The 26,796-nt window shown below is 55.6% G+C and carries 27 protein-coding genes, 1 tRNA gene and 1 pseudogene; 5 read left to right on the top strand and 24 right to left on the bottom strand.

Features of this window, described 5'->3' with window-relative positions; translation table 11 throughout:
• Position 1: 1 nt before the first annotated feature.
• From NLX71_RS21345 to NLX71_RS21235, 23 genes are all read right to left on the bottom strand, one after another.
• A complete protein-coding gene (locus NLX71_RS21345; protein ID WP_254365785.1) occupies positions 2–991 on the bottom strand; it encodes a gluconeogenesis factor YvcK family protein in 990 nt (329 codons plus the stop codon).
• Positions 988–1,887 carry an RNase adapter RapZ gene (rapZ, locus tag NLX71_RS21340; protein ID WP_254365784.1) on the bottom strand — a complete coding sequence of 300 codons (900 nt, stop codon included), beginning with the start codon at positions 1,885–1,887 and terminating at the stop codon, positions 988–990. Before rapZ ends, NLX71_RS21345 begins: the two co-directional genes overlap by 4 nt.
• A gap of 363 nt (positions 1,888–2,250) precedes the next feature.
• A complete protein-coding gene (locus NLX71_RS21335; protein WP_254365783.1) occupies positions 2,251–3,201 on the bottom strand; it encodes an ROK family glucokinase in 951 nt (316 codons plus the stop codon).
• 254 nt (positions 3,202–3,455) lie between these two features.
• The gene (gene trxB / locus NLX71_RS21330) at positions 3,456–4,403 is read right to left on the bottom strand and encodes a thioredoxin-disulfide reductase (RefSeq protein WP_254365782.1); all 948 of its coding nucleotides are present in this window, start codon (positions 4,401–4,403) and stop codon (positions 3,456–3,458) included.
• A gap of 36 nt (positions 4,404–4,439) precedes the next feature.
• The gene (locus NLX71_RS21325) at positions 4,440–6,188 is read right to left on the bottom strand and encodes a tetratricopeptide repeat protein (protein WP_254365781.1); all 1,749 of its coding nucleotides are present in this window, start codon (positions 6,186–6,188) and stop codon (positions 4,440–4,442) included.
• Between the two features lie 163 nt (positions 6,189–6,351).
• Positions 6,352–7,302, bottom strand: coding sequence for a ribose-phosphate diphosphokinase (locus NLX71_RS21320; protein WP_254365780.1), 951 nt, complete (start codon positions 7,300–7,302; stop codon positions 6,352–6,354).
• Positions 7,303–7,412: 110 nt separating this feature from the next.
• Positions 7,413–8,240 carry a histidinol-phosphatase HisJ gene (gene hisJ, locus NLX71_RS21315; RefSeq protein WP_254365779.1) on the bottom strand — a complete coding sequence of 276 codons (828 nt, stop codon included), beginning with the start codon at positions 8,238–8,240 and terminating at the stop codon, positions 7,413–7,415.
• A 68-nt stretch (positions 8,241–8,308) separates the two neighbouring features.
• Positions 8,309–8,992 carry a bifunctional phosphoribosyl-AMP cyclohydrolase/phosphoribosyl-ATP diphosphatase HisIE gene (hisIE, locus tag NLX71_RS21310; protein ID WP_254365778.1) on the bottom strand — a complete coding sequence of 228 codons (684 nt, stop codon included), beginning with the start codon at positions 8,990–8,992 and terminating at the stop codon, positions 8,309–8,311.
• The gene (hisF, locus tag NLX71_RS21305; protein ID WP_054974985.1) at positions 8,989–9,747 is read right to left on the bottom strand and encodes an imidazole glycerol phosphate synthase subunit HisF; all 759 of its coding nucleotides are present in this window, start codon (positions 9,745–9,747) and stop codon (positions 8,989–8,991) included. The genes hisIE and hisF overlap by 4 nt, the downstream gene beginning before the upstream one ends.
• Before the next feature lie 21 nt (positions 9,748–9,768).
• Positions 9,769–10,497 carry a 1-(5-phosphoribosyl)-5-[(5-phosphoribosylamino)methylideneamino]imidazole-4-carboxamide isomerase gene (gene hisA, locus NLX71_RS21300; RefSeq protein ID WP_254365777.1) on the bottom strand — a complete coding sequence of 243 codons (729 nt, stop codon included), beginning with the start codon at positions 10,495–10,497 and terminating at the stop codon, positions 9,769–9,771.
• An 88-nt stretch (positions 10,498–10,585) separates the two neighbouring features.
• Entirely contained in the window at positions 10,586–11,194 is a 609-nt protein-coding gene (gene hisH, locus NLX71_RS21295) for an imidazole glycerol phosphate synthase subunit HisH (RefSeq protein WP_254365776.1), read from the bottom strand.
• Between the two features lie 3 nt (positions 11,195–11,197).
• Positions 11,198–11,809 carry an imidazoleglycerol-phosphate dehydratase HisB gene (gene hisB / locus NLX71_RS21290; RefSeq protein WP_254365775.1) on the bottom strand — a complete coding sequence of 204 codons (612 nt, stop codon included), beginning with the start codon at positions 11,807–11,809 and terminating at the stop codon, positions 11,198–11,200.
• Positions 11,802–13,091, bottom strand: coding sequence for a histidinol dehydrogenase (gene hisD / locus NLX71_RS21285; RefSeq protein ID WP_254365774.1), 1,290 nt, complete (start codon positions 13,089–13,091; stop codon positions 11,802–11,804). The genes hisB and hisD overlap by 8 nt, the downstream gene beginning before the upstream one ends.
• A 68-nt stretch (positions 13,092–13,159) precedes the next feature.
• Positions 13,160–13,801 carry an ATP phosphoribosyltransferase gene (gene hisG / locus NLX71_RS21280; protein ID WP_254365773.1) on the bottom strand — a complete coding sequence of 214 codons (642 nt, stop codon included), beginning with the start codon at positions 13,799–13,801 and terminating at the stop codon, positions 13,160–13,162.
• Between the two features lie 13 nt (positions 13,802–13,814).
• Positions 13,815–15,020, bottom strand: a complete 1,206-nt coding sequence (locus tag NLX71_RS21275; RefSeq protein ID WP_254365772.1) for an ATP phosphoribosyltransferase regulatory subunit — start codon at positions 15,018–15,020, stop codon at positions 13,815–13,817.
• Positions 15,021–15,294: 274 nt separating this feature from the next.
• Positions 15,295–15,408, bottom strand: coding sequence for a putative holin-like toxin (locus NLX71_RS21270; protein ID WP_143006920.1), 114 nt, complete (start codon positions 15,406–15,408; stop codon positions 15,295–15,297).
• A 129-nt stretch (positions 15,409–15,537) separates the two neighbouring features.
• A complete protein-coding gene (locus NLX71_RS21265) occupies positions 15,538–16,044 on the bottom strand; it encodes an acyltransferase (protein ID WP_090674153.1) in 507 nt (168 codons plus the stop codon).
• Between the two features lie 3 nt (positions 16,045–16,047).
• Positions 16,048–16,695 (bottom strand): pyrophosphatase PpaX, encoded by a 648-nt coding sequence (gene ppaX, locus NLX71_RS21260; RefSeq protein WP_254365771.1) that lies wholly within the window; start codon positions 16,693–16,695, stop codon positions 16,048–16,050.
• 4 nt (positions 16,696–16,699) lie between these two features.
• Complete coding sequence (gene lgt / locus NLX71_RS21255) at positions 16,700–17,695, bottom strand: prolipoprotein diacylglyceryl transferase (protein WP_254365770.1); 996 nt, start codon at positions 17,693–17,695, stop codon at positions 16,700–16,702.
• 55 nt (positions 17,696–17,750) lie between these two features.
• Complete coding sequence (gene hprK / locus NLX71_RS21250; protein WP_090674156.1) at positions 17,751–18,689, bottom strand: HPr(Ser) kinase/phosphatase; 939 nt, start codon at positions 18,687–18,689, stop codon at positions 17,751–17,753.
• Positions 18,690–18,747: 58 nt separating this feature from the next.
• Complete coding sequence (locus NLX71_RS21245) at positions 18,748–19,644, bottom strand: LysR family transcriptional regulator (protein ID WP_254365769.1); 897 nt, start codon at positions 19,642–19,644, stop codon at positions 18,748–18,750.
• 163 nt (positions 19,645–19,807) lie between these two features.
• Complete coding sequence (locus NLX71_RS21240; RefSeq protein ID WP_254365768.1) at positions 19,808–20,932, bottom strand: ABC transporter ATP-binding protein; 1,125 nt, start codon at positions 20,930–20,932, stop codon at positions 19,808–19,810.
• 93 nt (positions 20,933–21,025) lie between these two features.
• Entirely contained in the window at positions 21,026–22,141 is a 1,116-nt protein-coding gene (locus NLX71_RS21235) for a PucR family transcriptional regulator (RefSeq protein WP_254365767.1), read from the bottom strand.
• Between the two features lie 186 nt (positions 22,142–22,327).
• Here NLX71_RS21235 and NLX71_RS21230 point away from each other — a divergent pair, with 186 nt between their 5' ends.
• The 5 genes and pseudogenes from NLX71_RS21230 (at position 22,328) to NLX71_RS21210 (ending at position 26,572) form a co-directional block, all read left to right on the top strand.
• Positions 22,328–23,611, top strand: coding sequence for a nickel-dependent lactate racemase family protein (locus NLX71_RS21230; RefSeq protein ID WP_254365766.1), 1,284 nt, complete (start codon positions 22,328–22,330; stop codon positions 23,609–23,611).
• Positions 23,612–23,632: 21 nt separating this feature from the next.
• Positions 23,633–24,025: a hypothetical protein gene (locus NLX71_RS21225; RefSeq protein ID WP_254365765.1), complete on the top strand. Its 393-nt coding sequence runs from the start codon at positions 23,633–23,635 to the stop codon at positions 24,023–24,025.
• A gap of 4 nt (positions 24,026–24,029) precedes the next feature.
• The gene (locus tag NLX71_RS21220) at positions 24,030–24,638 is read left to right on the top strand and encodes a gluconate 2-dehydrogenase subunit 3 family protein (RefSeq protein ID WP_254365764.1); all 609 of its coding nucleotides are present in this window, start codon (positions 24,030–24,032) and stop codon (positions 24,636–24,638) included.
• A complete protein-coding gene (locus NLX71_RS21215) occupies positions 24,628–26,202 on the top strand; it encodes a GMC family oxidoreductase (protein ID WP_254365763.1) in 1,575 nt (524 codons plus the stop codon). Before NLX71_RS21220 ends, NLX71_RS21215 begins: the two co-directional genes overlap by 11 nt.
• Before the next feature lie 71 nt (positions 26,203–26,273).
• Positions 26,274–26,572: pseudogene (locus NLX71_RS21210) on the top strand (MTH1187 family thiamine-binding protein).
• A 63-nt stretch (positions 26,573–26,635) separates the two neighbouring features.
• Here the strand turns inward: NLX71_RS21210 and NLX71_RS21205 are convergent.
• Positions 26,636–26,711, bottom strand: a tRNA-Lys gene (locus NLX71_RS21205).
• Positions 26,712–26,796 lie beyond the last annotated feature (85 nt).

Here is a 26,796-nt window from a genome sequence, read left to right as displayed (position 1 = left end):
ATCACCTCTTCTTGAACATCCAGCTCTCCACCAGTTGATAAATGTGTTGACTCAGCTTCTCGGCGTCATGACGCAGATAAGTCCGGAACAGAACGAGCTGGTCGGCAATGACCTTATAGCCCTGCTTAGTCACTTCGTCCAAATCGAGCGGAACGATCTTGGCCCCCTGTTCGGCATACTTGCTCTGCACCTGCTCCGGGATGTCCCCGTTGTTCACAATCACATAATCGAACAGGTCGATGCCGACGTGGTCGCGCACTGCTTTAAGATGGTCGCTGACCTTGTAATCGTCGGTTTCGCCCGGCTGCGTCATCACGTTGCAAATAAAAATTTTGAGCGCATTCGACTCGACGATCGTTTTCGCGATTTCCGGCACCAGCAGATTGGGCAAAATGCTCGTATACAAGCTTCCCGGACCGACCAGAATCGCGTCCGCCTCCCGCAGAGCCTCCAGCGCCTCCGGGAGCGCCCGAACGTCCTGCGGTTCGATCGACACCCGGTGTATAACGCCTCTTGCCTTCGGGATATTGGACTCTCCTTCGACGATCGAGCCGTCTTCCATAAGCGCCCGCAGCACGATCGAGTGATCGGAAGCCGGGAGAACGCGTCCCCGTACGGCCAGCACCCGGCTTAGCTCGCGCACACCGGTGACGAAATCGCCGGTGATATCGCACATGGCTGCCAACATTAGGTTGCCCAAACTGTGGCCTGCCAATCCGTTCCCTTTATCAAAACGGTAATCGAGCAGCTGACCGAGCAGCGGCTCTACGTCCGCCAGCGCAGACAAGACGTTGCGGATATCGCCCGGCGGGATCATTTCCAGCTCCGACCGCAAGATGCCCGAGCTTCCTCCGTCATCGGCTACGGTGACGACCGCCGTAATGTCCACGGGTTTATGCTTCAGCCCCCGGAGCATGACCGACAGCCCGGTTCCCCCGCCGATCACGACGATGCGCGGAATGTACGTTTCCCTCTCCCGGTCAAACGTCATTTCTTCACCTCAACCCGGTCGCGTTCAGAATCGCGGTGGCTGACCCGAACGACTTCCGTTTCGCTATTGCCCATCATTTTACCGAGATATTCGGCAATCGCCACCGAACGATGCTTTCCGCCCGTACAGCCAATGCCGATGACGATCTGGCTTTTGCCTTCTTTCTTGTACTGGGGAACGAGAAAGTAGAGCATGTCGAGCAGCTTCGCGAGAAACTCCTGCGTTTCGGTCCACTTCATGACATAATCGTACACATCCGGGTCTTGCCCGGTGTTGGGGCGCAGATTATCCACATAATGCGGGTTCGGCAAAAAGCGGACGTCAAAAATAAGATCAGCGTCGATCGGAATGCCGTACTTAAAACCGAACGAGATGACGTTGATCGAAATCCCGCTTTTTTCGAGATTGGTGAACCGGGATATGATTTTTTCCTTCAGCTGCGCCGGCTTCAGGTTGGATGTATCGATCACCTGTGTTGCCAGACCTTTGAGCTCCTCCAGCAGCTTGCGCTCCTGATGAATCCCTTCCAGCGGGGCGCCCGTCGGAGCCAAAGGGTGCTTGCGTCGGCTTTCTTTATAACGCTGCACAAGCGTCGCATCCATCGCGTCAAGAAACAAAATCTCGTGTGTCAGCGTGTAGTTCTCGCTCAAGTAGCGCAGCGATTCGGACAGTGAAGTGAAAAATTCTCTTCCCCGCAGGTCAATGACCAGCGCCACTTTGCCGATCCGGCCTTTGGACTGCTCGATCAGCTCGGCAAATTTGGGAATCAACACCGGAGGAAGGTTATCCACGCAAAAAAAGCCCAAGTCTTCCAAGCTCTGCACCGCAATCGTCTTGCCGGCTCCGGACATGCCCGTAATGATGACCAGCTTTCCGAGAGTTTGCATTTCTTCCATGGCTGCTCCTCCTGAGGACGCTCCGTTCGGGTCTTTTCGCTGTCGCAGCAGGAAAGTACCTTCGGCTCCTGTTCAAATCGTGTTCCCGGAATAACAATAAAATGGTCGGAACACGATTTAAAAGGGACCACGTAAACTCTCCAGTATCTTTCCTGCTGCTTACGCAGACCCGACCTTCGCTATAAATATATCTGCTGGCGCGCTGTAATTTGCGCGCCGGTTGTTTATACGTGAAAATTAAGCCCGGGTTTCTGGGCACTAGCGTGGGCCGGATCAAGCTTGCCAATCGCATGCCCTTGTGCGTCTGCTCAGTCCATTGCTAAACTTCGCATATCATCAGCCGTACAGGTCCGTCGCCTGCGTCTAGCTGTGCAGGTTGAGGCCCGCTGCGCCAACGACGCCGGCATCGTTGCCGAGAACGGCAGGGACGATGTCCACGCCTTCTTTGGCCGTTTCCTGGGCATGCTCGTTGTAGTACTTGCGAATCGCATCGAACAGGATGTCGCCTGCCTTGGATACGCCGCCTCCCACGATAAAGCGCTGCGGGTTCAGAACGACGGAAATCGCCGCCATCGATTTACCGAGATATAGCGCGGCGCGGTTAATGATCCGCAGCGCCGTTTCGTCGCCCGTTTTGGCCGCGTCAAACACGTCTTTCGCCATAATGTTCTCGACAAGCGCCAGAGACGTATGCTCGCCCCGCTCCACGGCTTCTTTGGCCATGCGGATGATACCGGTCGCCGACGATACGGTCTCCAGGCAGCCTTTCTTGCCGCAGCCGCATTCGATGGCTTCGAGGTCCGGCACAACAACCATGTGGCCGAGCTCGCCGGCCATACCGTTGTAGCCCTGGTAGATGCGGCCATGGATAATAACCCCGCCGCCTACTCCGGTCCCCAGCGTATAGCAGACAACATTCGGAATGCCCGCGCCTGCGCCGCTCCATGCTTCCCCGAGCGCTGCGACGTTGGCGTCGTTATCGATTTTGACCGTTTTGCCAAGCTTCTCTTCCAGAATCTTCTTCACCGGCACGTTGCGCCAGCCCAGGTTGGGCGACAGCTTGATGAAGCCCTCGGGAATATCCATGAACCCGGCGATTCCCGCACCGATGCCGCCGACCTGCTCCCACTCGTATGGAGATTCGTCAACCAGCTTACGCACATACTGCGCGATATTTTCCAGCACTACCTCTGCGCCATGTTCGGTACCGGTCGGGCCCTCGTACGTTTGCAGCAGCTTACCCTGCTCGTCGCACAATCCGACTTTAATCGCGGTTCCTCCCAAATCGACTCCTACATAAACACGTTCTCCCATACCTGTCGAATCACCTCGTACCCTATCCGTTATCTATAAGCACCTGTTCCAACTATAAGCCAACCTCCCTAGAAGGTCAAGATTAGCCAAGGGGAAGCAGGAGACTCCTCCAAGAGTGTGTCGAGAAAGTGTCAATGACCGCTTTCCAGCCGCTTAATCACGGAAGAGCGCTCCCGAGAAGCTTAAGTCGGAACGTTATTTTTTGAAGCATGAAAAAGGCGCAGAACGCGGGGTTCCACGCCTATATGGCGTTGTTACAGGGACTTGCTCCAGTCGTGCACCATATGCCCTTCCAGGAACTTCTCGCAGTCGAGCGCCGCCATACAGCCGCTGCCGGCCGCTGTAATCGCCTGGCGGTATTTGCTGTCCTGCACGTCGCCGCAGGCAAAGACGCCTTCGACGTTGGTCAGGGACGTACCCGGCTTGACCAAAATGTAACCGACTTCGTCCGTAACGATTTGCCCGCCGAGGAAGTCCGTGTTCGGCTTGTGGCCGATCGCCACAAAGATCCCGTCCGTTTCGATCAATTCCTCTTGACCGGTCTCGTTGTTTTTCACCTTCAAGCCGGTCACGCCCTTTTCGCCGGACATGACTTCCAGAGGCGTGCGGTTCAGGCTCCATGTAATTTTCTCGTTTTGACGCGCGCGGTCCTGCATGATTTTGGAGGCGCGCAGCTCGTTTCTGCGGTGCACGATGCGCACTTCCGTCGCAAAACGCGTCAGGAAGTTCGCTTCCTCCATCGCCGAGTCCCCGCCGCCTACGACGATAATTTTCTTGCCACGGAAGAAGAAGCCGTCGCACGTGGCGCAGGTGCTGACGCCGCGGCCGATGCTTTCCTTCTCGTTCGTAATACCGAGCAGCTTCGCCGAAGCGCCGGTCGAGATGATGAGCGATTCGGCTTCGATATCGCCGAGTCCTTCCACATTCAGCTTGAACGGACGCTTGGACAGATCGACCTTGTTGACCCAGCCCGTTTTGAACTCGGCGCCGAAACGCTCCGCTTGCTTCCTCATGTTGTCCATGAGCTCCGGACCCATGATTCCTTCGGGGAATCCCGGGAAGTTCTCGACTTCGGTGGTCGTCGTCAATTGTCCGCCCGGCTCCGGTCCTTCGATGACGAGCGGGTTCAAGTTGGCACGGGCCAAATAAATGGCAGCCGTGAGTCCCGCCGGGCCGGTTCCGATTACGATCGATTTGTACATAGAGCTTCCTCCTGTCGTATCTTCTTGATCTCTATATTAAGATTGAGACTCCATGCCGGTCCATTTTTTGAAAATGGCATCCATTTTCTCTTTCAAACCGCAAGCTTCGTCGATCAGCTTCGCATTCTTGCTCACCGTCGCCACCGACACCCCGTAACGCTGCGCCGCCTCGTGATAACTGATCGGACGCCGGTGCATCTTGGCCGTCAAATACTCAAGCGCAGCCGCCCAGCCTTCGACCTTGGTCATCTTGGGCACGTTCGGAAACACCCGCGATAAATATTCTACCCAAAGCGTCTGCAAATCGTACTGCTGCACCATATCGTAACGCCGGGCCATATGCCGCAGTGCCGTTTCCATGATGGCCTGCCACTTGCTTTCCCACACAGGAAGCCCCGGGGAGAACGGCGAAGGCTCGACCGTCGTCGGCTTGCCGTTCAGCATGGCACTCAACGGCTCCTTCATCCCGATACTGCGCAGCACGAAGATAGCCACCTGCTTCAAGTAATCGTCCTCGTCCGGCAGCATAATAAATTCCGTCAGCGCATCCTTCACTTCGTCGTCCGCAATCAGACCGAACGCTTGGATCACCTGCAGCTTCGTATCTCCGTCTCCGTGACGCAGCGCCCAGAAGAACGACGACCGGACCAGCGGATCACGCTTCATATGCTCCGGCAGCCCGCCCTCGGCGCGCTCCAGCCCGCGAAATTGCTCCTCGAACGGCAGATGGTAGTGATAGCTGACCGGAGGCTTTCTCGTTTCCTCCCGGTGCTTATCCAGCAAATTCAGATAGAACTTCGGGATATCCGAGCCCGGATCGAATTTCTCCGCCTGCTTCCACTGCCTATGAGCTTCCTCGTACCGCCCTGTATTGTAAGCGGCCACGGCGGTGTAATGGAACAAGCAAGGGTCCAGACCCGCTTCGCCTGTTTTCAACAGCCGCTTGAACAGACGGAATGCTTTCTCATGCTCGCTTAAGATCCCCATCGTTGTGGCCAGCTTAAAGACGTGGTCCTGATGAAACGGGTACGTTTTGCGCAGCACTCCGAGCAGTTCCGCCAAGCTCTCCTGATCGCCGAAATGCTGGTAGAAGATTGCCAGGTTGCAGAGCGCATGCAAATTGCCGGGCTCCATCTCCAGCACCTGCCGGATCATGTCGACCGACTTGTCGAAATGTCCCATATAATAATAGGCCAAGGCCAAGTTGTTGCGCGCGGCCATAAAATCGGAATGCTTGCTGATGATATTTTCCAAGAGACGAACCGCTTCGGAGAACTTTCCTTCCTCCAGCATCGAGCGCGCCCGGTCGTGATCGAACAAGCCTTCCCGGCTCTTGATCGTCGACAGCTTCGCAGGGCGGTCCAACTCGTAGCTGAGCAACTCCATCATTTCCTCGGACTCTTCCAGAAACTGTCCGGTCGGATCGTTCTCAAGGTAATGAATAATCGCTTTTTCCGCCGATTCGAAATTTTCCATGTTAGCAAAATTGTTCGCCATATAGAAGTAGCATTCCGTCATCGTCGGATCGATCCGGTCCAGTACGTGCTGCAAAATGCGGTTGGATTCCTCGTAATTCCCCATCTCGGACAGCAGCCCGGCCAAGTTGCAGTGATTGACCGGGTTTTCCGGCTCGTACTCAGCCGCACGACGAAAATATTTCAATGCCTTATCGTAATGATAACGGTCCAAGGACTGAACGGCTTTTTCGAAAAAGAACGTGGCGTCCATTTTCATCGGTACGACATTGGTGCTGGGTTTCGGCAGCACACGTTTTTTCTTCTCCATAATTCAGGCACCTCCGTGACCCGTCCGGAATTACATGAGAAACCCGCCTGTGCATTTCAGAGCTTCATTTCTACATCGCCGGAGTAATAATGATTCTTAAGTATAACACAATCCGGCCCAAAACCGTAAGGTTTCGACAGCCGGAGTCGTGTGGTAATAATTATTATACGCCGCCGTATTTGAACAGCGAGCTAAGCGAACCGCCGGACATGATGATGTTGATCGCGTCCGAAAGCAGATGGGCAACCGAGAGCACCCGGAATCGGCTGGGATGGTCGTCTGGAATAGCGATGGAATCCGTAATAACGACTTCCTTGATGTTCGGATGATCCAGTCGCTGCAAGGCCGGTCCGGAGAATACCGGGTGCGTCGCACAGACATAAGCGTCGTGGGCTCCGCGTTCCTTCAGGCCTTCCACGACATTGACGATGGTCGAGCCGGTATCGATCAGATCCTCGATGATGATCGGCGTGCGGCCGGCTACGTCACCGATGACATGCGTAATGACCGCTTCGTTGTGAGCCGGTCTTTTCTTGATCATCATCGCAAACGGCGCATCGAGAATGTTCGCCATCTTCTCGGCTGTCGTCGCGCGTCCCGCATCCGGGGAGACGATGATCGGGTTTTGGATATTAAGCTTTTTAATATAATCGCTAACCAAGTCCAGCGCAGTCAAATGGTCCACAGGGATGTTGAAGAAGCCTTGAATCGCCGGGGCATGCAGATCGATCGTGATGACACGGTCCGCACCCGCTGCCGTCAGCAGGTCCGCCACCAGCTTAGCCGAGATCGGTTCCCGAGGCGCGGCTTTGCGCTCTTGGCGGGAATAACCATAGTAAGGAACGACAAGATTGATCGTTCTCGCCGAAGCCCGTTTAGCGGCATCCATCATGACGAGAAGCTCCATGAAATTCTCGTTGATCGGATGAGAGAACGTTTGCACCAGAAAGACGTCGCAGTTCCGGATGCTTTCTTCGTAGAGACAGTAAATTTCCCCGCTCTTGAATCGGGAAAGCTTGATTTTGCCGAGCGGCACTTTCAGCTCATCGCATATGCGCTCCGCCAGTTTCGGGTTGGACGAACCCGAGAAAATCTTCATTTTGTCGCTATACATGGTTACCTCCGCTTTTGCTTATGTTACAATGGGTCATTTGACGTTGGATGGACCTTCTCAAAAAGGCTTCGGTTGGCCGGTTTACACAATATTTAATGCCCACGTCCCCATTATACATGAAATGAAGCGAATCCAATAGGCACCATGGCGCGTTTCCTGCTTTTAAATGTGGCTAATTCGTTAAATCCTGCCTGCCGCAGCAGGTTGGTCGCTTGGTCAAGGTACTGCGCGAGCCGCTCCGGCTGGTGCGCGTCCGAGCCGAGTGTCACAGGAATTCCGAGCTCGCGGGCGTACTCCAGCATACGGAGGCTTGGGAACATTTCCTCTACCGGCATGCGCAAGCCCGATGCGTTCAGCTCAATGGCCATGCCCGCGTGCCGGACAGCGTCCAGCGCCTGACGCTCCAAATGCTCCACGCTCTGCTCCGGCTTGAAGCCGAACCGCTTGATCACGTCGATATGCCCGATGTAGTCGTAAAAGCCGGTCCGGCATGCTTTGCCAACGGCGTCGTAATATTGCACATAGACCTCGTAGGCGTCCCGCTCCTTCCAGCCGTCCGTCTGCCGATAATCCGAAATATCCCATTCCCCGAGAAAATGAACGGACCCGATCACATAATCCCACGGATACGCTTTGATGATCCGCTCGATTTCCGCTTCGCAGCCTTCGATATAATCGCCTTCGAGTCCAACCCGGATATCGATCCGATCTTTGTATTTTTGCTGCAAACGCAGCGCTTCTTCCACATAGTTCGGCAGTTCGTCCATCGGCATGGCCATGCCCGGGTAATAGGAAGCCGGGTCCACATGCAGCAAGGGCATGTGATCGGACAGCCCCAGTTGGTCCAGTCCGATCTCAATGCCCTTCAGCACGTATTCCTCCAGCTCTCCCGACGCATGTCCGCACCGCACATGGTGCGTATGATAATCGATGCGCATTCGGGTGAATTCTCCTTTTAGGCGGCGGAGGGCGGCATGATCACCAGCCTGCCCCTTCTTCGGCGCCGTTATTTTTTATGCCGGCGGTCCAACTCGCGCATCACCTCGTCGAGCGGCAGCTTCGCTTCGCGCAGCAGCACCATCAGGTGGAAAATAAGGTCGCTCGCTTCGTACCGCAGCTCGTCGTTGTCGCGGTTTTTCGCCGCGATGATGACCTCGGCCGTTTCCTCGCCGACTTTTTTCAATATTTTATCGATGCCTTTTTCAAACAGATACGTCGTATAAGCGCCTTCCGGTCGTTCCGCGTCGCGCTGCGCGATCACCGACTCCAGTCGGCCAAGCATGGCAAAACGGTCCGCAGACGGCGATTCTGCCGCAGCTTCCCCGCCATCCGCCAAAGCCCCGAGCTTCACTTCGTTGTAGAAGCAGCTGTAGCGCCCGGTATGACAAGCCGGCCCCGCTTGATCCACAAGCACCAGCAGCGTGTCGCCGTCGCAATCGTATTTCAAGGCCTTGACCTTCTGCACATGGCCGGACGTCGCGCCCTTATGCCACAGCTCGCTGCGCGAACGGCTCCAAAACCACGTTTCACCCGATTCCAGCGTCAGCTTCAGCGACCCCTGGTTCATGTAGGCCATCATCAGCACGTCCTTGCTTGCTGCATCCTGCACGATGGCTGGCACGAGGCCGTTCGCGTCCCATTTGATCGCCGCCGTTAACTCCTCTAAGGTTCCTGCCGTTTGCCCGCTCACCGGACCTCCACTCCTTTATGCCTGAGGTCGTCCTTAACCTCTTCGATCGTCATCTCTTTATAGTGAAAAATCGTGGCAGCCAGTCCTGCGTCCGCCTTGCCTTCCGCAAACACGTCGTAGAAATGCTCCTTCTTGCCCGCTCCGCCGGAGGCGATAACCGGGATTGATACAAGCTCCGAAACCGCCCGTGTGAGCCGCAGGTCAAACCCGTCCTTTGTGCCGTCCGCATCCATGCTCGTCAGCAAAATTTCACCGGCGCCGAGTTCTTCGATCCGCTTGGCCCATTCGAGCGCCCGGATACCCGTGCCGTTCCGCCCGCCGTGGGTGAATACTTCCCATTCGTTCCACTCCGGATTGTACCGGGCATCGATCGCGACGACAATGCACTGCGAGCCGAAGCGGCGCGCACCGTCGGATACAAGCTGAGGATTGCGGACCGCAGCCGTGTTGATCCCGATTTTGTCCGCGCCCGCCCGCAGCAGCCGTTTCATGTCGTCCACGCTCGAAATTCCGCCGCCGACCGTGAACGGGATCGTAATTTGACCGGCCGTCTGCTGCACGACGTTGACCATCGTCGCCCGTCCCTCATGGGAGGCGGAGATGTCCAGGAACACCAGTTCGTCGGCTCCTTCGCGGTCATAGATCGATGCGAGCTCGACCGGATCGCCGGCATCGCGCAAATTGACAAAATTGACTCCCTTGACGACCCGCCCGTCCTTCACGTCAAGACAAGGGATGATCCGTTTGGCCAGCATAAGCCGTCCTCCTTTCTGCCTTTACACCCGTCCGTGCGCTTCCTCCAGCTTGATGCTGCCGGTGTACAACGCCTTGCCGACGATAGCCCCGCCAACGCCATCCGCCGCATGCTGCGCCAGCCGCTCCAAATCCTCGTAACGGCTTACGCCGCCGGAAGCGATCACCGACTGCCCCGATACTTTCGCCAAATGGACGATCGCCTCCACGTTCGGACCGCCCATCATGCCGTCGCGCGAAATATCCGTGAAAATAAACGTCTTCGCGCCTTCCTTCGCCAGCTCGGCGGCAAGCTCATCCGCTTTGACCGCGGACGTTTCGAGCCAGCCGCGGGTCGCCACATACCCGTCCCGGGCGTCGATGCCGATAGCGACTTTGTCCCCGTGCTTCTGAAGCACCCGGCTCACGAACTCGCGGTTTTCGATGGCCGCCGTGCCGAGAATGATGCGCGAGACGCCGAGCGATAAAATATGATCCACGTCCGCTTCCGTGCGCAAGCCGCCTCCGAGCTGCACCGGAACGTTAACGGCCTTGGCTATCTCCCCGACCAGCTTGTCGTTAACCGGATAGCCTGCCTTCGCTCCGTCCAGATCGACGAGATGAATCCATTTGGCTCCTTGCGCTTCCCAAGCTTTGGCGACCTCCAGCGGATTTTCGTTATACACGGTTTCCTGATTGTAATCGCCTTGGACCAGGCGCACGCACTTGCCCCCGCGAATATCGATGGCGGGATAAATGATGAATGAAGACATGAAAACGTTCCTCCAACCTTGGAAATATGAATCGCGCCGATCGTTTGAAAGCCCGGTCCGGCGTACCGGAGCCAAGCGCACGGCTCGTCTACTTACGCGTACACAGCGCAAGAAAATTGCCGAGCAGATTCATGCCGACGCTGCCGCTTTTTTCGGGGTGAAATTGCATCCCGAATACGTTATTGCGGCCGACGATGGCCGTCACCTGCTGGTAGTAATCCGTTACCGCCAGCAGATCACCTGGCTGCTCCGGCTTGACATGAAACGAGTGAACGAAGTACACATGCCCCTCTTCTACCTCTTCAAACAGCGGGCTTGCCTGCCGGAATTCGAGCTTGTTCCATCCCATATGAGGCACCTTGTAATCGCCGCGGAAGCGGACGACGTCTCCGGGCAGTAGGTTCAGCCCCTCATGCAAACCGTGCTCCTCGCTGCGGCTAAACAAAAGCTGCATGCCCAGGCAGATGCCAAGCAGCGGCTTCCCGCTTGCCGCATAACGCTTCACGGCCGCATCCAGCTTCGATTCGCGCAGGTGGTCCATCGCATCGCCGAACGCCCCGACGCCGGGAAGAATGGCTCCTTCCGCCTGAAGCAGCTCCTGCTCGTCCGAAACGATCACGCCGCGGTAGCCAAGCCGTTCCACCGCTGAAGCGACGCTGTGCAGGTTGCCCATGCCGTAATCGATGATGGCGATCATGGATTACAGAACCCCTTTCGTCGACGGCACGCCCTGTACGCGGGGATCAATGCTCGTCGCCTCGTCGAGCGCCCGTCCGAGCGCCTTGAATACCGCTTCGACCATATGGTGCGTGTTATGTCCGTAGTGCACGATGACATGCAGCGTAATCCGCGCCTCCAGCGCAAATTTCCACAAAAATTCGTGCACCAGCTCCGTCGTAAAGCTGCCGACCGTCGCCGACGGATATTGGGCCCGATATTCCAAATGCGGCCGGTTGCTGATATCGATCGCCACCTGCGCCAGCGCTTCGTCCATCGGAATGAATACGTTGGCGTAGCGCTTGATTCCCCTCTTGTCGCCCAGCGCCTCGCGCAGCGTCTGTCCGAGGCAGATGCCGATATCCTCGACTGTATGATGATCGTCAATATCGACGTCGCCTTTGGCGTCCACCTTCAAATCGAACTGCCCATGCTTCGTGAACAGATCGAGCATATGATTCAAGAACGGCACATCCGTTTCGATTTCGGATACGCCGGTACCGTCCACGTTAAATGCGAGCCGGATGTCCGTCTCGTTCGTTTTGCGCGCGATTTCGGCCTGTCGCCCGGCCCCTAGCTGGTTTTGCTCAGCCACGCTGGTCCCCTTCTTTCTTCAAGCGAATTTCGATTGCCCGCGCATGCGCATCCAGCCCTTCGTGACGGGCTAGCGTTATAATTTTCTCTCCGTCGCGCAGCAGCGCTTCCTTGCTATAATAGATGACGCTCGATTTTTTCAGAAAGTCGTCGACGTTCAGCGGCGACGAGAACCGTGCCGTTCCATTCGTCGGCAGCACGTGGTTCGGTCCCGCAAAATAGTCCCCCACCGGCTCCGAGCTGTAAGGCCCGAGGAAAATCGCTCCGGCGTTCTCGATCCGGCTCAAATAATCAAACGGCTCACGCACGATGATTTCCAAATGCTCCGGCGCCAGCCGGTTCACAGCGCGGACGCCTTCCTCGAGGCTATCCACGGTCAAAATCGCGCCATAATCGCGAATCGATTGTGCGGCAATATCGCGGCGCGGCAGCTCGCTCAACTGACGGTCCACCTCCAGGCGGACCGCTTCGGCCAGCTCCTGCGACGGCGTGACGAGAATGGCCGAGGCCATCTCGTCGTGCTCGGCCTGCGATAGCAGATCCGCCGCCACATAGGCGGCATCCGCCGTTTCGTCCGCCAGAACGACGATCTCGCTCGGCCCGGCGATGCTGTCGATGTCCACCGCGCCGAACACACTGCGCTTCGCCAGCGCGACGTAGATGTTGCCGGGGCCGACGATTTTGTCCGCCGCCGGAATCGACTCCGTCCCGTACGCCAGCGCAGCTACCGCCTGCGCGCCGCCGACGCGGTAAATTTCACGCACGCCTGCTTCCGCGGCTGCAACGAGAATATGCGGGTTGATGCCCTCCACCCCGGCCGTAGCCGGTGGCGTCACCATCACGATTTCGGGCACGCCCGCAACCTGTGCCGGGATCGCGTTCATCAGCACCGACGACGGATACGCTGCCTTGCCGCCGGGCACATACAGCCCGACCCGGCGCAGCGGGCGGATCACTTGGCCGAGAATGCTGCCGTCGGCTTGCAGGTCCATCCACGAATTGCGCATCTGCTTCTCATGGAAGCGGCGTATATTCACGGCCGCTTCGCGCAGCGCCGCCAGGAAGCCTTCATCCACCTGCGTATAGGCGGCTTCGATCTCCTCCTGTGTGACGCGCAGCTCTCCTATCTTGACGCCATCAAACTGTTGCGCGAACTTGCGCAGTGCGGCATCCCTGTCCCGGCGCACCTCTTCGATAATGCGCTGTACGCTCTCGTTTTGCTCGGGCGTGCCGTATTCGACCTCCCGCTGCAGCGAAAATTCCGATGCGGGCATCACTCTCATGACCACGCCTCCTTTGATGTATGCGAATTTCTCTTCTTATTCTTCCGGCTATACAGCCAGTTATGAGGCTATACCTTTGCCATCACAGCGGCAATGACCGGCTGCAGCCGGTCGCAGAGCGCCTGAATAGCGTCGTTCTTCATCCGGTAGCTGACACGGTTGGCAATGAGCCGGCTTGTAATCGCAAAAATTTGCTCATGCTCCGCCAGCCCGTTTTCCCGGATCGTGCTGCCGGTCTCCACCATATCGACGATCCGGTCGGCCAAACCGATCAGCGGCGCCAGCTCGATCGAGCCGTTCAGCTTGATGACCTCCACCTGCTGACCCTGCTCCCGAAAATATTGCGAAGCCACGTTCGGATATTTCGTCGCCACCCGCGGGTTCAGCACCGGCTGCCAATCCGGCAGCCCGATGACCGACATGCGGCAGCGCGCAATCCCGAGATCCAGCAGCTCGTATACGTCCCGGTTCTCCTCCATCAGCACGTCTTTGCCGACGACGCCAATATCCGCCACGCCATATTCGACGTAGGTCGGCACATCGACCGGCTTCGCCATAATGAATTCCATCCGCGCCTCCGGCACGGCAATAATCAGCTTGCGCGAATCGTCCGTCTCCTCCGGGATGGCGAGGCCCGCTTCGCGGAACAGCTTGGATGCCTGTTTATAAATACGCCCTTTGGGCATTGCCACCTTCAATAAGTCCTGCATGCGCTGCCCCTCCTTACTCCGTAAACGATATGATGTCGCCATAGCGGGAGCCGTGCACTTGCAGTGCGCCGTCTGCTTGCCGAACTTCATTCAGCCCTTGTTGTCCGTCCGCCAGAAGACGCGTCTCCGCAATAAAGCCTTCTCGCGAGCGGTACTCCCTTGCCTTAGCCAGTGCTGCCGCCCGATGACGCTCCGTGTAGACAATCAGCACCCGCTGCGGGACTTCTTCCGTTTTGCTTTTGCCGATCACTTCCAAGATCCGGTTCGTCTTCAGCCCGAAGCCCGTCGCCGGTGCCGGACGCCCGAACTGCGCCAGCAGGTTATCGTACCGTCCCCCGCTGCACACGGGAAAGCCCAGATCCGCAGCGTAGCCTTCGAACGTCATCCCCGTATAGTACGAGAAATCGCCGATCATCGTCAGATCGATCAGCACATGCTCGGTGACGCCATGCGCTTCCAGCACATCCCAGATTTCGCACAGATGCGCAATCGCATGCTGGGCAACAGGGTCCTTCGTTACCTGCCGCGCCTGATTGCAGATTTCCCGCCCGCCGCGCAGCCGGAGAATGCCTTCCAACTCCTGCTGCACTTCGCGAGGAAGGCCAAGCGACTTGATCGTCTCCCGGTAGCCGACGTGATCGCGGCTGAGCAGACACGCTTTCAGCGCGGTCTGTGCATCCTGACGCTGCTGCAGCATCTCTTGGAACAAGCCGTTGAGGAAGCCCACATGGCCGAGGGCGATCTTGAACTGCTGCACACCCGCTGCTTGCAAGCAAGCAATCGCCAAAGCGATCACCTCGGCATCGGCTTCGCTGGAAGCATCGCCTATGAGCTCCACGCCCGTCTGGAAAAACTCCGCATCCCGTCCCGCCTCCGCTTCGAACGCCCGAAATACGTTCGCTTGATACGAGAGCCGCAGCGGAAACGGATGCTCCTTGAGCAGCGAGGAAGCAACCCGGGCGATTGGCGCCGTCATATCGGAACGCATCACAAGCGTCGTGCCATTCCGGTCCAGCAGCTTGAACAGCTTTTTGTCCTCCGTCGAGCTGGCCACCCCAACGGTATCGTAATACTCCAGAGTAGGAGTAATAATTTCTCTATAGCCCCAGCGCTCCATGCACTGCATGACTTTATATTCGATGCGGCGGAGCTTGGCCGCCGCTTCGGGGAGGTAATCTTTTACGCCTGTTGGCTTTTCAAACACCTTCGGTTTGGACACCGTCTTCACCCTGCTATCTTTAATTTTGCTTTAGTGCGCTACCATGCTACCAAAATAAAGAATGTAATCGTAAGTTTATCACGGGAACGCTTGATTCGTCAATGATCCGATCGCATGGAGCCGGTTGCACGAATAAAGGCAAGAGCATATAATAAACAATACAAGGGAGCAACGGCTGCTACCGTTCTCCCTTGGCACAATAACCGCTTCAAAGGCGGTCGGCTGAATAAGGAATGATTGCGAAATAGACCGTATTCCCTGTGTGATGGGCGGTCTATTTCTTTTTGTTTTGGATAAGAGCGACAATGATGTTAACTATCAGCGTGAGCAGCGCAATAAGCAGCATCCCGAAGCCGATCATTAAAGTTAGCGTGTCCTTAGCCTCCACAGGCACCACCTCCCTTCCGGGAGATTAGCCGACCGCCCTTGCAAGCCTTTTTATTGTATAAGCCGTATTATAGAACATATTGTTAACTTTTGCAAAATTTTAAATTTGCAACCGATAAAACATGCCAGCTCATCTATCCTGCTCCGTCATGCGCACATCCTCCCGGATCACCTGAAGCGGATTCCCCGCCACAAAGCTGTACGGCGCAACATCCTTATGCACGACCGAGCCCGCGCCCACGACCGCATGATCGCCAATCGTCACCCCGGGCAAAATCGTCGTATTCGCTCCGATCATCACATGCGACCCGATTTTCACCCGCCCGAGCCGGTATTCCTTGATCAAATACTCATGCGTCAAAATCGTCGAATTGTAACCGATAATCGTATTGTCTCCAACCTCGATCTTCTCCGGAAAAAACACATCCACCATCACCATTAACGCAAAGGAGGCATGCTCCCCTACCTTCATCCCAAGCACGTGGCGGTAAATCCACCGTTTCATCGGCAAGGAGGGCGCATACCTGGAAATTTGGATAAAAATAAAATTGCGGACCGCCTTGAAACGGCTGATCGTCTTATATACCTGCCACAGCGAGTTTGGCCCTTCCACCGGATATTTGTCCGTGTTTCTCAAGCGCTACTTCCCCTCGATCCCGACAATCGGCACAATATCGCGCATATTCTGAATGATATGGGTCGGGTGATACTCTTTCAAATATTCGGTCCCTTTCAACGACCAAGCGACCGCTACCGACGGAATGCCCGCATTGTGCGCCGCTTCGATGTCATAGTGGCTGTCGCCGACCATTAGCACGGACGAGAGATCGCCGCCAAGCTCCCGGACCGCTCTATGAATCCCTTCCGGGTCCGGCTTCGCTTTCCCGACGTCGTCCACCGTCACGATCGTGCCGAAGTAGTCGTATAGCCCCGTCAGCTTCAGCCCCATTTCCGTCGTCTGCCGGATTTTGCTTGTCACCACGCCCAGCTTGACGCCGGCGGCATGGAGCTTGGCCAGCGTCTCGCGAACATAAGGAAATTCCCGCACCAGCTCGTCATGATGCACAACGTTAAACGCCCGGTACTTTTGCACCAGATCGTCCACCTGCTCCCGTCCGGAGAAGAACACCATCTGCTCGATCAACGGCCGTCCCATGTTCGGCACAATGTGTTCCCGGGTTACCGGCTCTGCGGTTATTCCCTCGAACGTATGCAAGAACGACTGAATAATGAGCTCGTTCGTATCGACAATCGTTCCGTCCAGATCAAATAACACCGTTTGTATCATGCTGCTACTCCTTTGCCTTTATGTCTGCTTCCTTGGTGGCATCCGGCCGATTGTCTGCATCGCCGGCTTTGCTCGCTTCCTCCGAGACTTGTCCGATCCGTACAATCGGATCGCTATAGCGCTCCGAAGCTGCGCCCGTCCGGCGGCGAACGAAGATCAGCGCAATCGCGGCCAGCACGATCAGCACCGCCAGAAGCTGAGAAATTCGCACATTGCCTCCGTAGGTCATGAATCCTGGCTCGAAGCCGAAAGCTGTCATCGGCGACCACATGCCGTTCATCAGCGCGACCAGCCAGCTTGGTCCCGTAAAATCGAGACTGTCCGTCCGCAGGCCTTCTACGAAAAACCGCCCGATCGAATACCAGATGAAATAACTGAAGAAGAGCTCTCCCGCCCGTAAAAACGAACGCCGCCGCAGCACGAACAGCAGGAGGAGCCCTGCGACGTTCCAAAGCGACTCATATAAAAACGTCGGATGGTAATACTGGCCTTCAATAAGCATTTGATTGATGATCCAATCCGGCAGATGAAGGTTGTTCCTGAGGAACGACTCCGCCACCGGCCCGCCGTGCGCTTCCTGATTAATGAAATTGCCCCAACGCCCGATCGCTTGTCCGATGATTAAGCCCGGCGCGCAAATATCGGCGATGCGCCAGAACGAGTAACCTTTCCGCCGCACATAAATGACCGCCGCGATAATGGCGCCGATCAACGCTCCGTAGATGGCAATACCGCCTTCCCAAACGGCAAAGACTTTCCACAGATTATCTTGGTAATCCTCCCATTTGAAAGCGACATAGTAAATTCTTGCGCCAACGATCGCCGACGGCACCCCGATTAGCACCAGATCCATGAAGAAGTCCGGGGACATGCGGAACCGTTTCCCTTCTCGAATCGCGAGCAGCAAACCGACCAGCGCCGCCGTCCCTAAGATGATGCCGTACCAACGGATGCTTAACGGACCGATGGAAAAAGCAATCGGATTAATCGCGAGAAACATGCTTGTAACTCCTTCCTTATGCCAAAAATTGTCCACCCGTCAAATCGGGCTTCCCTTACAAATCGTCCATGTCCTCGGCCAGCGACTCGGTCAATTTATTCGTAAACTGCAGGGCGGCGTTATAACCCATCCGTTTCAAGCGGTAGTTCATCGCCGCAACTTCAATAATAACCGCCAAGTTTCGTCCAGGCCGGACCGGAATCGTCACGAGCGGTATGTTCGTATCAATAATCTGGGTCGTTTCCTCGTCCAGGCCGAGCCGGTCGTACTGCTTGTCCTGCTGCCATGTCTCCAGCTTGACGACCACGGATATTTTCTTCTCGGTACGCACCGCACCAGCGCCGAACAGCGTCATGACGTTAATAATCCCGATGCCGCGGATTTCAAGCAGATGCCGAATTAATTCGGGCGCGTTGCCGATCAGCTGATGGTCGGCCGTTTGACGGATTTCCACCGCATCGTCCGCGATCAGCCGGTGTCCCCGCTTCACCAGCTCCAATGCCGTTTCGCTTTTGCCGATCCCGCTGGACCCGGAAATCAGCATACCGATACCATATACGTCGACCAGCACCCCATGAATCGTTGTCGTAGGGGCAAGCCGGTTTTCCAGAAAGTTCGTTACGCGGCTGGCCAAAATCGTCGTTGCCATCGCCGTCCGAACAACCGTGATCTGATGGTCGTTCGCCGCCGCCAGCAGCTCGATCGGCGCGTCCATCCCGCGGCTGATAATAATGCAAGGCGTTTCCTCCGGCGCGCACAGTCGGTGCATCCGGTCCATTCGCTCCTCCGATGACAACCCGTCGAAGAACGTCAGCTCCGTTTTGCCGAGAATTTGGACCCGGTCCGTCGGATGGAATTCGTAATATCCAGCCATCTCAAGCCCGGGACGGTACAAATCCGCCGTGACGATCGGACGCTTCAGTCCCTCTTCGCCGCAAATAATCTCCAGATGGAACTCTCTCACCAAATCCGATACTTTCACTTTTTTCGGCATCGTGATCTTTCTCCTTTTTATCCCAATATCCTCATCCTAAAGGAATCAGCCGCATAAATCAACCGGAAGAGGCCGTGCGAAGCCCTCTCACCTGCTGGACGAACCGGTCCAGCGCAAGCGTCCCCGCCCGCTCCTCGCCCTGAATCAGCGACAACAAACGGGTCAGCCGCTGGCCGCTAATTCGCAGCTCCTTCAGTTCCTCCGTCGCAACCATTCGTCCTACAGTCCAGCGCGACAATACGGCAATGCCCAGTCCCGCAGCAACCGTCTCCTTGACGCCTTGCGTGCTGCTCAGCACGTAAGCCCGCTGCACCCGCAGTCCCCACTCGCGGATCAGCCGGTCGCTGTAGGCCCGGGTACCGGAGCCGACCTCGCGGAAAATCCAGACTTGATCCTGCAAAGCCTCCGGCATCACTTCCCGGTAAGCCGCAAGCGGATGTCCCGCCGGAACGGCCACGATCATTTCGTCCTCCATGAACGTCTCCGAACGAATCCCCGGCCGCTGCAGCTCTCCTTCGACCAGCCCGACCTCCAACTCGTGCGCCTGCACAAGCCGCTCGATTTCATCCGTATTACCGACGGTGACCTGTACCTCCACCCCCGGATACAGCCGTGCATAGCTCGCCAGCAGCTTGGGCAAAAGAAACTCGCCGATCGTAAAGCTTGCCCCGACGCTCAAACTGCCGGAGACGACTTGGTTCAGCCTCTCGATCTCATGCTTCGCCGTCTCGTATTGCAGCAGTATCGCCTTCGCTTGACGATACAAGATTTCCCCTGCCTCCGTCAGCTTCACCCGCTTCGACGAACGATGCAGCAGCTTCGTCCCGAACTCGTTTTCCAAGCTGCGGATATGCATGCTGACTCCCGGCTGAGACAAATGCAGCAGCTCTGCGGCACGTGAGAAATGCTGCAGCTCCGCTACCGTCACAAACACTTTTAATTGCTCGATACTCATGAAATCCCCACTCCCCAGTTCTCCGTACAGCCAGTTGCGCTGTTCGGACGAACCCTTCATTCATAGAGGCTACGCCTAGCATATCGCGATTTCTCTTCCAATGCCAACCGCAGCAAAAAAGGCCAGCCCGTCAGGACTGACCTTTTATTCCGTTTGATACGCGTTAAGCGTTCAGCAAAATGGAATTCGTCGTTTCTTTATCGAAGAAGTGAACTTTGTTCATATCCACAGCAAGCTTTATGCTGGAGCCTTCTTTGGCGTTCGAGCGGCCGTCTACACGAACCACGGCGATTTGGCTGCCGATTCCGCTGAGGTGCAAGAGCATTTCATGACCAAGGTTCTCCGCTACTTCGATATGAGCGTTGATGATCGTGTTCGGAGAAGCTTCCATAAAGATCGCTTCTTCGTGGAAATCTTCCGGACGTACGCCCAGCACGACTTCCTTGCTGGCATAGCCCTTCTCGCGGAGAATTTTGGCTTTGCCTTCCGGTACTTCGACATTAAAGCCCGATGCTTTAAAGTACAAGCTGCCGCCTTGCTCAGCGAATGCGCCATGCAGGAAGTTCATGGACGGGGAACCAATAAAGCCCGCTACGAACATGTTCACCGGATAGTTGTAGATGTCCTCCGGAGATGCCGCTTGTTGAATGATGCCTTTATCCATAACGACGATCCGGTCGCCCATCGTCATCGCTTCCGTTTGGTCATGCGTTACGTAGATGGTTGTCGTTTCGAGACGTTTTACGAGCTTCGTAATTTCGGCGCGCATTTGTACGCGCAGCTTTGCGTCCAAGTTGGACAGCGGTTCGTCCATCAGGAACACTTGCGGCTCACGGACAATTGCCCGGCCCAAGGCAACGCGCTGACGCTGACCGCCGGAGAGCGCCTTCGGCTTACGGTCGAGCAAGTGCTCAATATCGAGAATTTTGGCCGCTTCGCGCACGCGAGCGTCGATGTCGGTTTTTTTGAATTTACGCAGCTTCAAGCCGAATGCCATGTTTTGATATACGTTCATGTGGGGATACAAAGCGTAGGATTGGAATACCATCGCAATATCACGGTCTTTCGGAGCGACGTCGTTCACGAGACGGTCGCCGATATACAGTTCGCCTTCCGTAATTTCCTCCAACCCGGCGATCATCCGCAGCGTCGTGGATTTACCGCAACCGGAAGCGCCTACCAGAACCAGAAATTCCTTGTCCTGAATATCAAGATGGAAGTCTTTTACCGTTGCTTCTTCTGCACCCGGATATCTTTTGACGATGTGGTTCAAACGTACACCTGCCATGATTGTTTCCCCCTACGAATTAGTATCGTGTTCATTGTTTAAATCATACCGTAACAAGGCGTATCATGACTATGCACAATCTTCACAAAAAAATTACTTCCTTTTCGTTACTTTGTACAATAGCATGGCAATCTTCACAAGCACGGCGTTGTTGAACGTCCGTACGTCCAATCCCGTCTCCTGCTTGAATTTGTCCAAGCGGTACAACAGCGTATTGCGGTGAATATACAGCTTCTTGGCCGTCTCGCTGACGTTGCAGTCCAGCTGGAAAAACTGTTCGAGCGTCGTCATCGTCTCCGCATCGAACGCCACATCGAGCCGTTTTACCACGTTCTCGAGAAAGCTAGCCTTCTCCGCTTCCGGCACCAAATGCACCAGCCTTTCCAGTTGGAGCTCCCATGGCATATGCATATTGCTGCCCACGTGATATGTGCGTCCCAGCATCATCGTCTCCCCGAGCTGAAGCACTGCGGCATATAACGATTGGGCCGGCATGATCGGGTAGTGGATGGCCAGATGGCATTCGCCTACCCATTCATTCTCAAGCATTTCGTGCAAGCCGTAGCCGATGGCCGCAAGCCGGTCTTCCAGCGTTTCGCCATCCGAGTCTTCCTTATCGTCGCCAGAGACTATCGACAATATTTTCTCCGAGCCGAGAATGAGCCATTCCTTATCCGTCAGAGGAATCAGGGTCATATCCGCATCGAAGAACGATTCCAGCAGCTTCTTCAGCTCCCGGTCGTGCGCCCGCCGCGAGGTGGTGTAGTCCCCATACAACAGTAACGGAATTTTTTTGGAGTAGAGCGACAACTGCGATACCAGGGAATCGGGCATCTCGGCCTGCGCCAAGCCAAGCTCCTGCTGTGTGCGAAGCCAATCGCGCACCATCCCTGCTTTGCGTTCCTCCTCGTTGACGAGCGCCGGAGACTTTTTATCCTGCGTTTTGCGGCTTTCCAGCGTAAGCTCCACGAGACGCCGCTCCACAGGGGATACGGCATCTGCTTGTATGCTCAGAAGCAGCGCATCCTGCTCTTCTTTTTGCGCCAAAAAAAGAAGCCTGCCCTCTTTGATCAAGCTTCCGCCTTCGGACCCCGGCTCTGCTTTATGCTTCTTTACTTCGCGCCGCCACGCTTCCCAGGCCCATCTGGTGGTTTGAACCGGAGTATTCAGTATGGCTTCAAGCTGCTCCCTCACTTGTTCCCAATCCATCTCCTCGCTCCCAACCTTATATCTTTATTCAAAATAACTAGGTACAATCCATTGTAACACAATCAGGCCCAGGAACCGCAAGAAGGAACTGCCTTAAGGACGTAAATCATTAATCGCGTTTTTAGCTGCGGATAAGAGCTTAAGATACGGTAATACTAAATATATATTTTCCATCGTCATCCATTCTTGATTTGCAAAGAGAAGGAGGATTGTACCATTCTCGAGCTGCGTTATGGCTGCACCACTATCCCGCTGGAACTGCCTTCGGGCAAGACGTACGATACATTGACGTACGGGCTCGAAGCTTTAGAGACATCTCCCGAATGGTCCAGAAACCGGATTTGCGAAGCATTGGCGTCGCCTATAGGAAGCAAGAGACTCCGTGAGCTTGCCAAGGGGACAAGCCGGGCCGTCATTCTGATCAGCGACGGTACCCGTTTGTGCCCTACCAGGCTGCTTTTGCCTCCGCTGCTGGAAGAGCTGAACGCGACTGGCCTTCGTGACGATCAGGTCGATATTGTCGTGGCGCTGGGCGCCCATCGTAAGCACACGCCCGATGAACTGAAGCGGCTGGTCGGCGCCGAAATTTACGCGAGAGTCCGCGTGCATAATCATTCCGCCGCATCGGAAGATTGTGTTTATATGGGGACAACGTCGCTCGGCACCCCGGTCGAGATCAATCGCATGGTCGCCGAGACGCCGCTGCGCATTGCGACGGGCAATATCGAGCCTCATGCGATGGTGGGCATTTCCGGAGGCGTCAAAGCGCTCGTCCCCGGGGTAGCATCCAAGCGCACCATTGAATTCCATCATGCGTTGTCGTTAACGTACACGGCCGTTCCCGGCGACCCGTATAATCCGCTGCACCTCGATTTAGAGGAAGCCGAGCGGTTCGTCCCTATCCATTTCCTGCTTAATGTGATCGTCGACCACGATCGTCATGTGCTGAAAGCCGTAGCCGGACATACCGCGGAAGCTCATAAGATAGGAACCGAATTTGCCGCCCGCTGGTTTACTCGGCAGGTAACCGAGTTGTACGATGTCGTCGTCGTATCGGCCGGAGGAGCTCCGAAAGATTTACAAATGTATCAAGCCTTAAAAGCGCTCCGCAATGCCGCCGCTTTCGTAAAGCCGGGAGGCTCCCTGCTTCTTGTGGCGGAGTGTCCCGAAGGGATGGGAAACGGCTTATTTCAGCATTGGATCGAAACGATGGGCGATCGCCGAAAGATGACGGACAAGCTGCGTGAACGATTCGTCCTCGGTGCCCACAAAATCTTGCATGTGGAAGAAGTGCTGCGCCGCGCCCGGGTGTTTGTCCGTTCCTCATTGCCTCGTCACTTGGTTGAATTGCTAGGCTTTTATCCAGCCGATGATTTGAGTGCGACGACCCAAGCTCTGCTGCAAGACCCCGGTACGAAGCTGGCTCTCATGCCGTTCGGCTCACTAACCTATCCGCGGCATCATCGCTAACAGGAACGGAGGAAGATTCGTATGAACTGGATCGGTTGGCCCTTGGCACGCGTCGTCTTTTTGTTCGTAGGCGTCGCTTTCTTTGCCATTTGGATACAAGTAACCATCTCACATTACCGTCAAAACTTTCACCATAAAGCCATGTGGGTTCCCGTCGTCTCTGCCCCTATATTCAGCCTGCTTGCCGTAACGCTTGCCTATTATCGGCTGGATTGGCTGCTTTACCTTTTTTCCTATCTTATGTGGTTCGGTGTTGTTGCAGGCGGCATCGGGTTTTACTTTCATTTCCATGGGGTAGGCGTTCGCGTCGGCGGCTATACGATGCGAAACTTTCTTGTCGGTCCTCCTGTTGTGCTTCCGGTCTTGTTCAGCGCGTTGAGCGTCCTTGGACTTCTCGCCTATTATTGGAGGTAAAACGATGAAAAAGCTCACAAGGTACCCTTCCTATGATGTCATGCACGAGAAAGACGCTTGGGACGATCATACCCAGCGAATCGTGCTTTCCCGTTTGCACACTACCGGCGATTATGTGTTCCTGACGACCGTCGAGGCCGAACATTTGCGGGCCTGGTGCTCTCTCTTGGTCGATGACGAACGTCCGGAGATCATTCAGTTCGTATTGGATCATATCGACCGGACGCTGGCGGGCGGACAAGAAAGTCAGCGTAAAAGCGGTGAGCCTGAAGCGGCCGTGCTGGTGCGCGAAGGACTTCATGCCCTGGATACCGCATGTCAAACGATCCATACCGAGCGCTTTTTTCACCTTGAACCGAAACGAAAAAAACAGCTCATGCTCGATGTCAGCCGTAATCAAGCGGTGCCTCCCGAAGTGTGGCAGCACGTACCGCAAGCCGCGTTGTTCAAGAAATTGCTGAACCTCACTGTCGAGGCTTATTATTCTCATCCTGAAATATGGTCGGAGATCGGATACGGAGGTCCCGCTTATCCCCGCGGCTATGTACGTATGCATCCGGGGCAGCTTGATCCATGGGAGCCTAAGGAGGAGAAAAAACAGCATGAAGCGTAAATATGAGGGCGAGACGGTCGATGCCGTCATTGTTGGAGCCGGGGCTGCCGGCGGTGTGCTGGCCAAAGAGCTGAGCGAAGCCGGTATGAGCGTTGTCGTGCTGGAAGCCGGACCGTTTCGGGACCCGCAGCACGATTTTGCCAGCGATGAGCTATCTATGCAGAGTTTGGGTTGGCAGGAGGCACGTATCGTGGATGGTCATGACCCGCTGCAAATGGGCCATAACAATTCCGGCTGGGGGGTTGGCGGGGGAACAACGCATTTTACCGGAGTCTTTTTGCGTTTTCATGAAAGCGATTTTCGAACCAAAACGCTCGACGGCGTCGGAGAGGATTGGCCGATCAGTTATTCCGATCTTGAGCCTTACTATACCAAGATCGAAAAGGAGATCGCCGTCTCGGGTCCAAAAGATTTCCCATGGGGCGAGTTTCACGGCCCCTATCCTTATCCCGAACGCGACCCGATCAGCCCGAACGCGCAGGTATTTGCCAGAGGCTGCGAAAAGCTCGGCATTCGCTGGGTCGTCAGTCCGCTTGCCATTTTGTCCGCGCCCTTCGAAGGCCGCCCGCCTTGCATCAACCGCGGGTTTTGCAACCAAGGCTGTATGCCGAACGCCAAGTTTAGCACCCTGATCGTCCATATTCCCAAAGCGATTGAAGCCGGTGCGGAATTGCTAGCCGATTGCAGGGTTACCCAAGTAAATACGGACGCCAGCGGCCGGGCCACGGGAGTGACGTTTGTTCATAACGATGTGACCTATGAGCAGCGGGCGCGGTTGGTCATTTTGTCCGCCTATGTCGTAGAGACTCCGAGGCTGCTCCTGAATTCAGCCAACAACCGGTTTCCGAACGGCCTTGCCAACAGAAGCGGATGGGTTGGGAAAGCATTCATGACTCACAGCAGTCACGATGTCTATGCGCGATTTGAAGAGGAGGTCCGCCTATATAAAGGAACCCCGGTGCTTGCAACGACGCAGGACTTTTACACCACTTCCCCTGAACGCGATTTTGCCCGTGGCTATACGCTGCACGCCCATGGGGTCCGGCCCGTGAGCTTTGCCAGCGGGATTACCCAATCGGGTAAAAATGGTCCGGTTTGGGGGACACGTTTGCGGGAAACGGTACTCGACTACAATTACTACGGGCGAGTCACGTTGGTCGGGGAAGTGCTTCCGAATCCGGACAACGCCGTTACCTTGAGCGATGAAAAGGATACTTTCGGCATGCCTCGCGCGAAAGTCACTTTCAGCTATGGAGAAAACGACGATCGGCTTATCCGGCACGCGATCGGAACGATGAGCGAAATTTTAAGCGCCGCAGGAGGCAAGCCCGAATTCGTCGTACCCGATACCGCCCATTTGATGGGAGGCTGCCGTATGGGCAACGATCCCGATACGTCCGTCGTGAACTCTTACGGGCAAACGCACGATATTCCGAACCTATTCATATGCGATGCCAGTATTTTCGTAACGTCCGGAGGCGGCAATCCGACCAATACGGTGATGGCGCTAGCGGCCCGAACTGCCGATTATATCAAGGCGACTATGAAGCGAATGGAGTTGTGACTATACCCTGCCCATCCTTTACTGTAAAATAAACACATGCCGTGTTTACAAGTTAGAAGGAGGGAGAACCGTTGGCTATAGTCGAAGTGACCGTCATTCCCATCGGAACCGAAACGACCAGCTTAAGCGGATATGTTGCCGATCTTCACCGCCTGCTGGAACAAGCCCCGGAACCGATTCAATGCCGATGAGCACCATCATCGAAGGAGAATTATCAGATTTATTTCAAGTGCTTCAGCGGTTGCACGAAGCCCCGTTCCAGCATGGAGCCAAACGCGTATCCACATCGATCAAAATCGATGACCGCCGAGACAAAAACGCTTCAATGGACCAGAAGCTTCGCTCCGTCCGCGACAAACTTCAATCATGAAGTAAAATAAGTAAGTACAATGCAAAAAGAGACCTCAAGGGGTCTCTTTACTTTTCACCTAAATGGTGAGCCATGTAGGACTCGAACCTACGACACCCTGATTAAAAGTCAGGTGCTCTACCAACTGAGCTAATGGCTCGAGAGAATAACTGGTGGAGGCTGATGGATTCGAACCACCGAACTCGTCAGAGAACAGATTTACAGTCTGCTGCGTTTGGCCACTT

Source organism: Paenibacillus sp. MZ04-78.2, from assembly GCF_024213375.1.
Taxonomy (GTDB): Bacteria; Bacillota; Bacilli; order Paenibacillales; family NBRC-103111; genus Paenibacillus_G.
The sequence above is the reverse complement of the archived record's forward strand: the minus strand, read 5'-3'. Positions and strand labels throughout refer to the sequence as shown.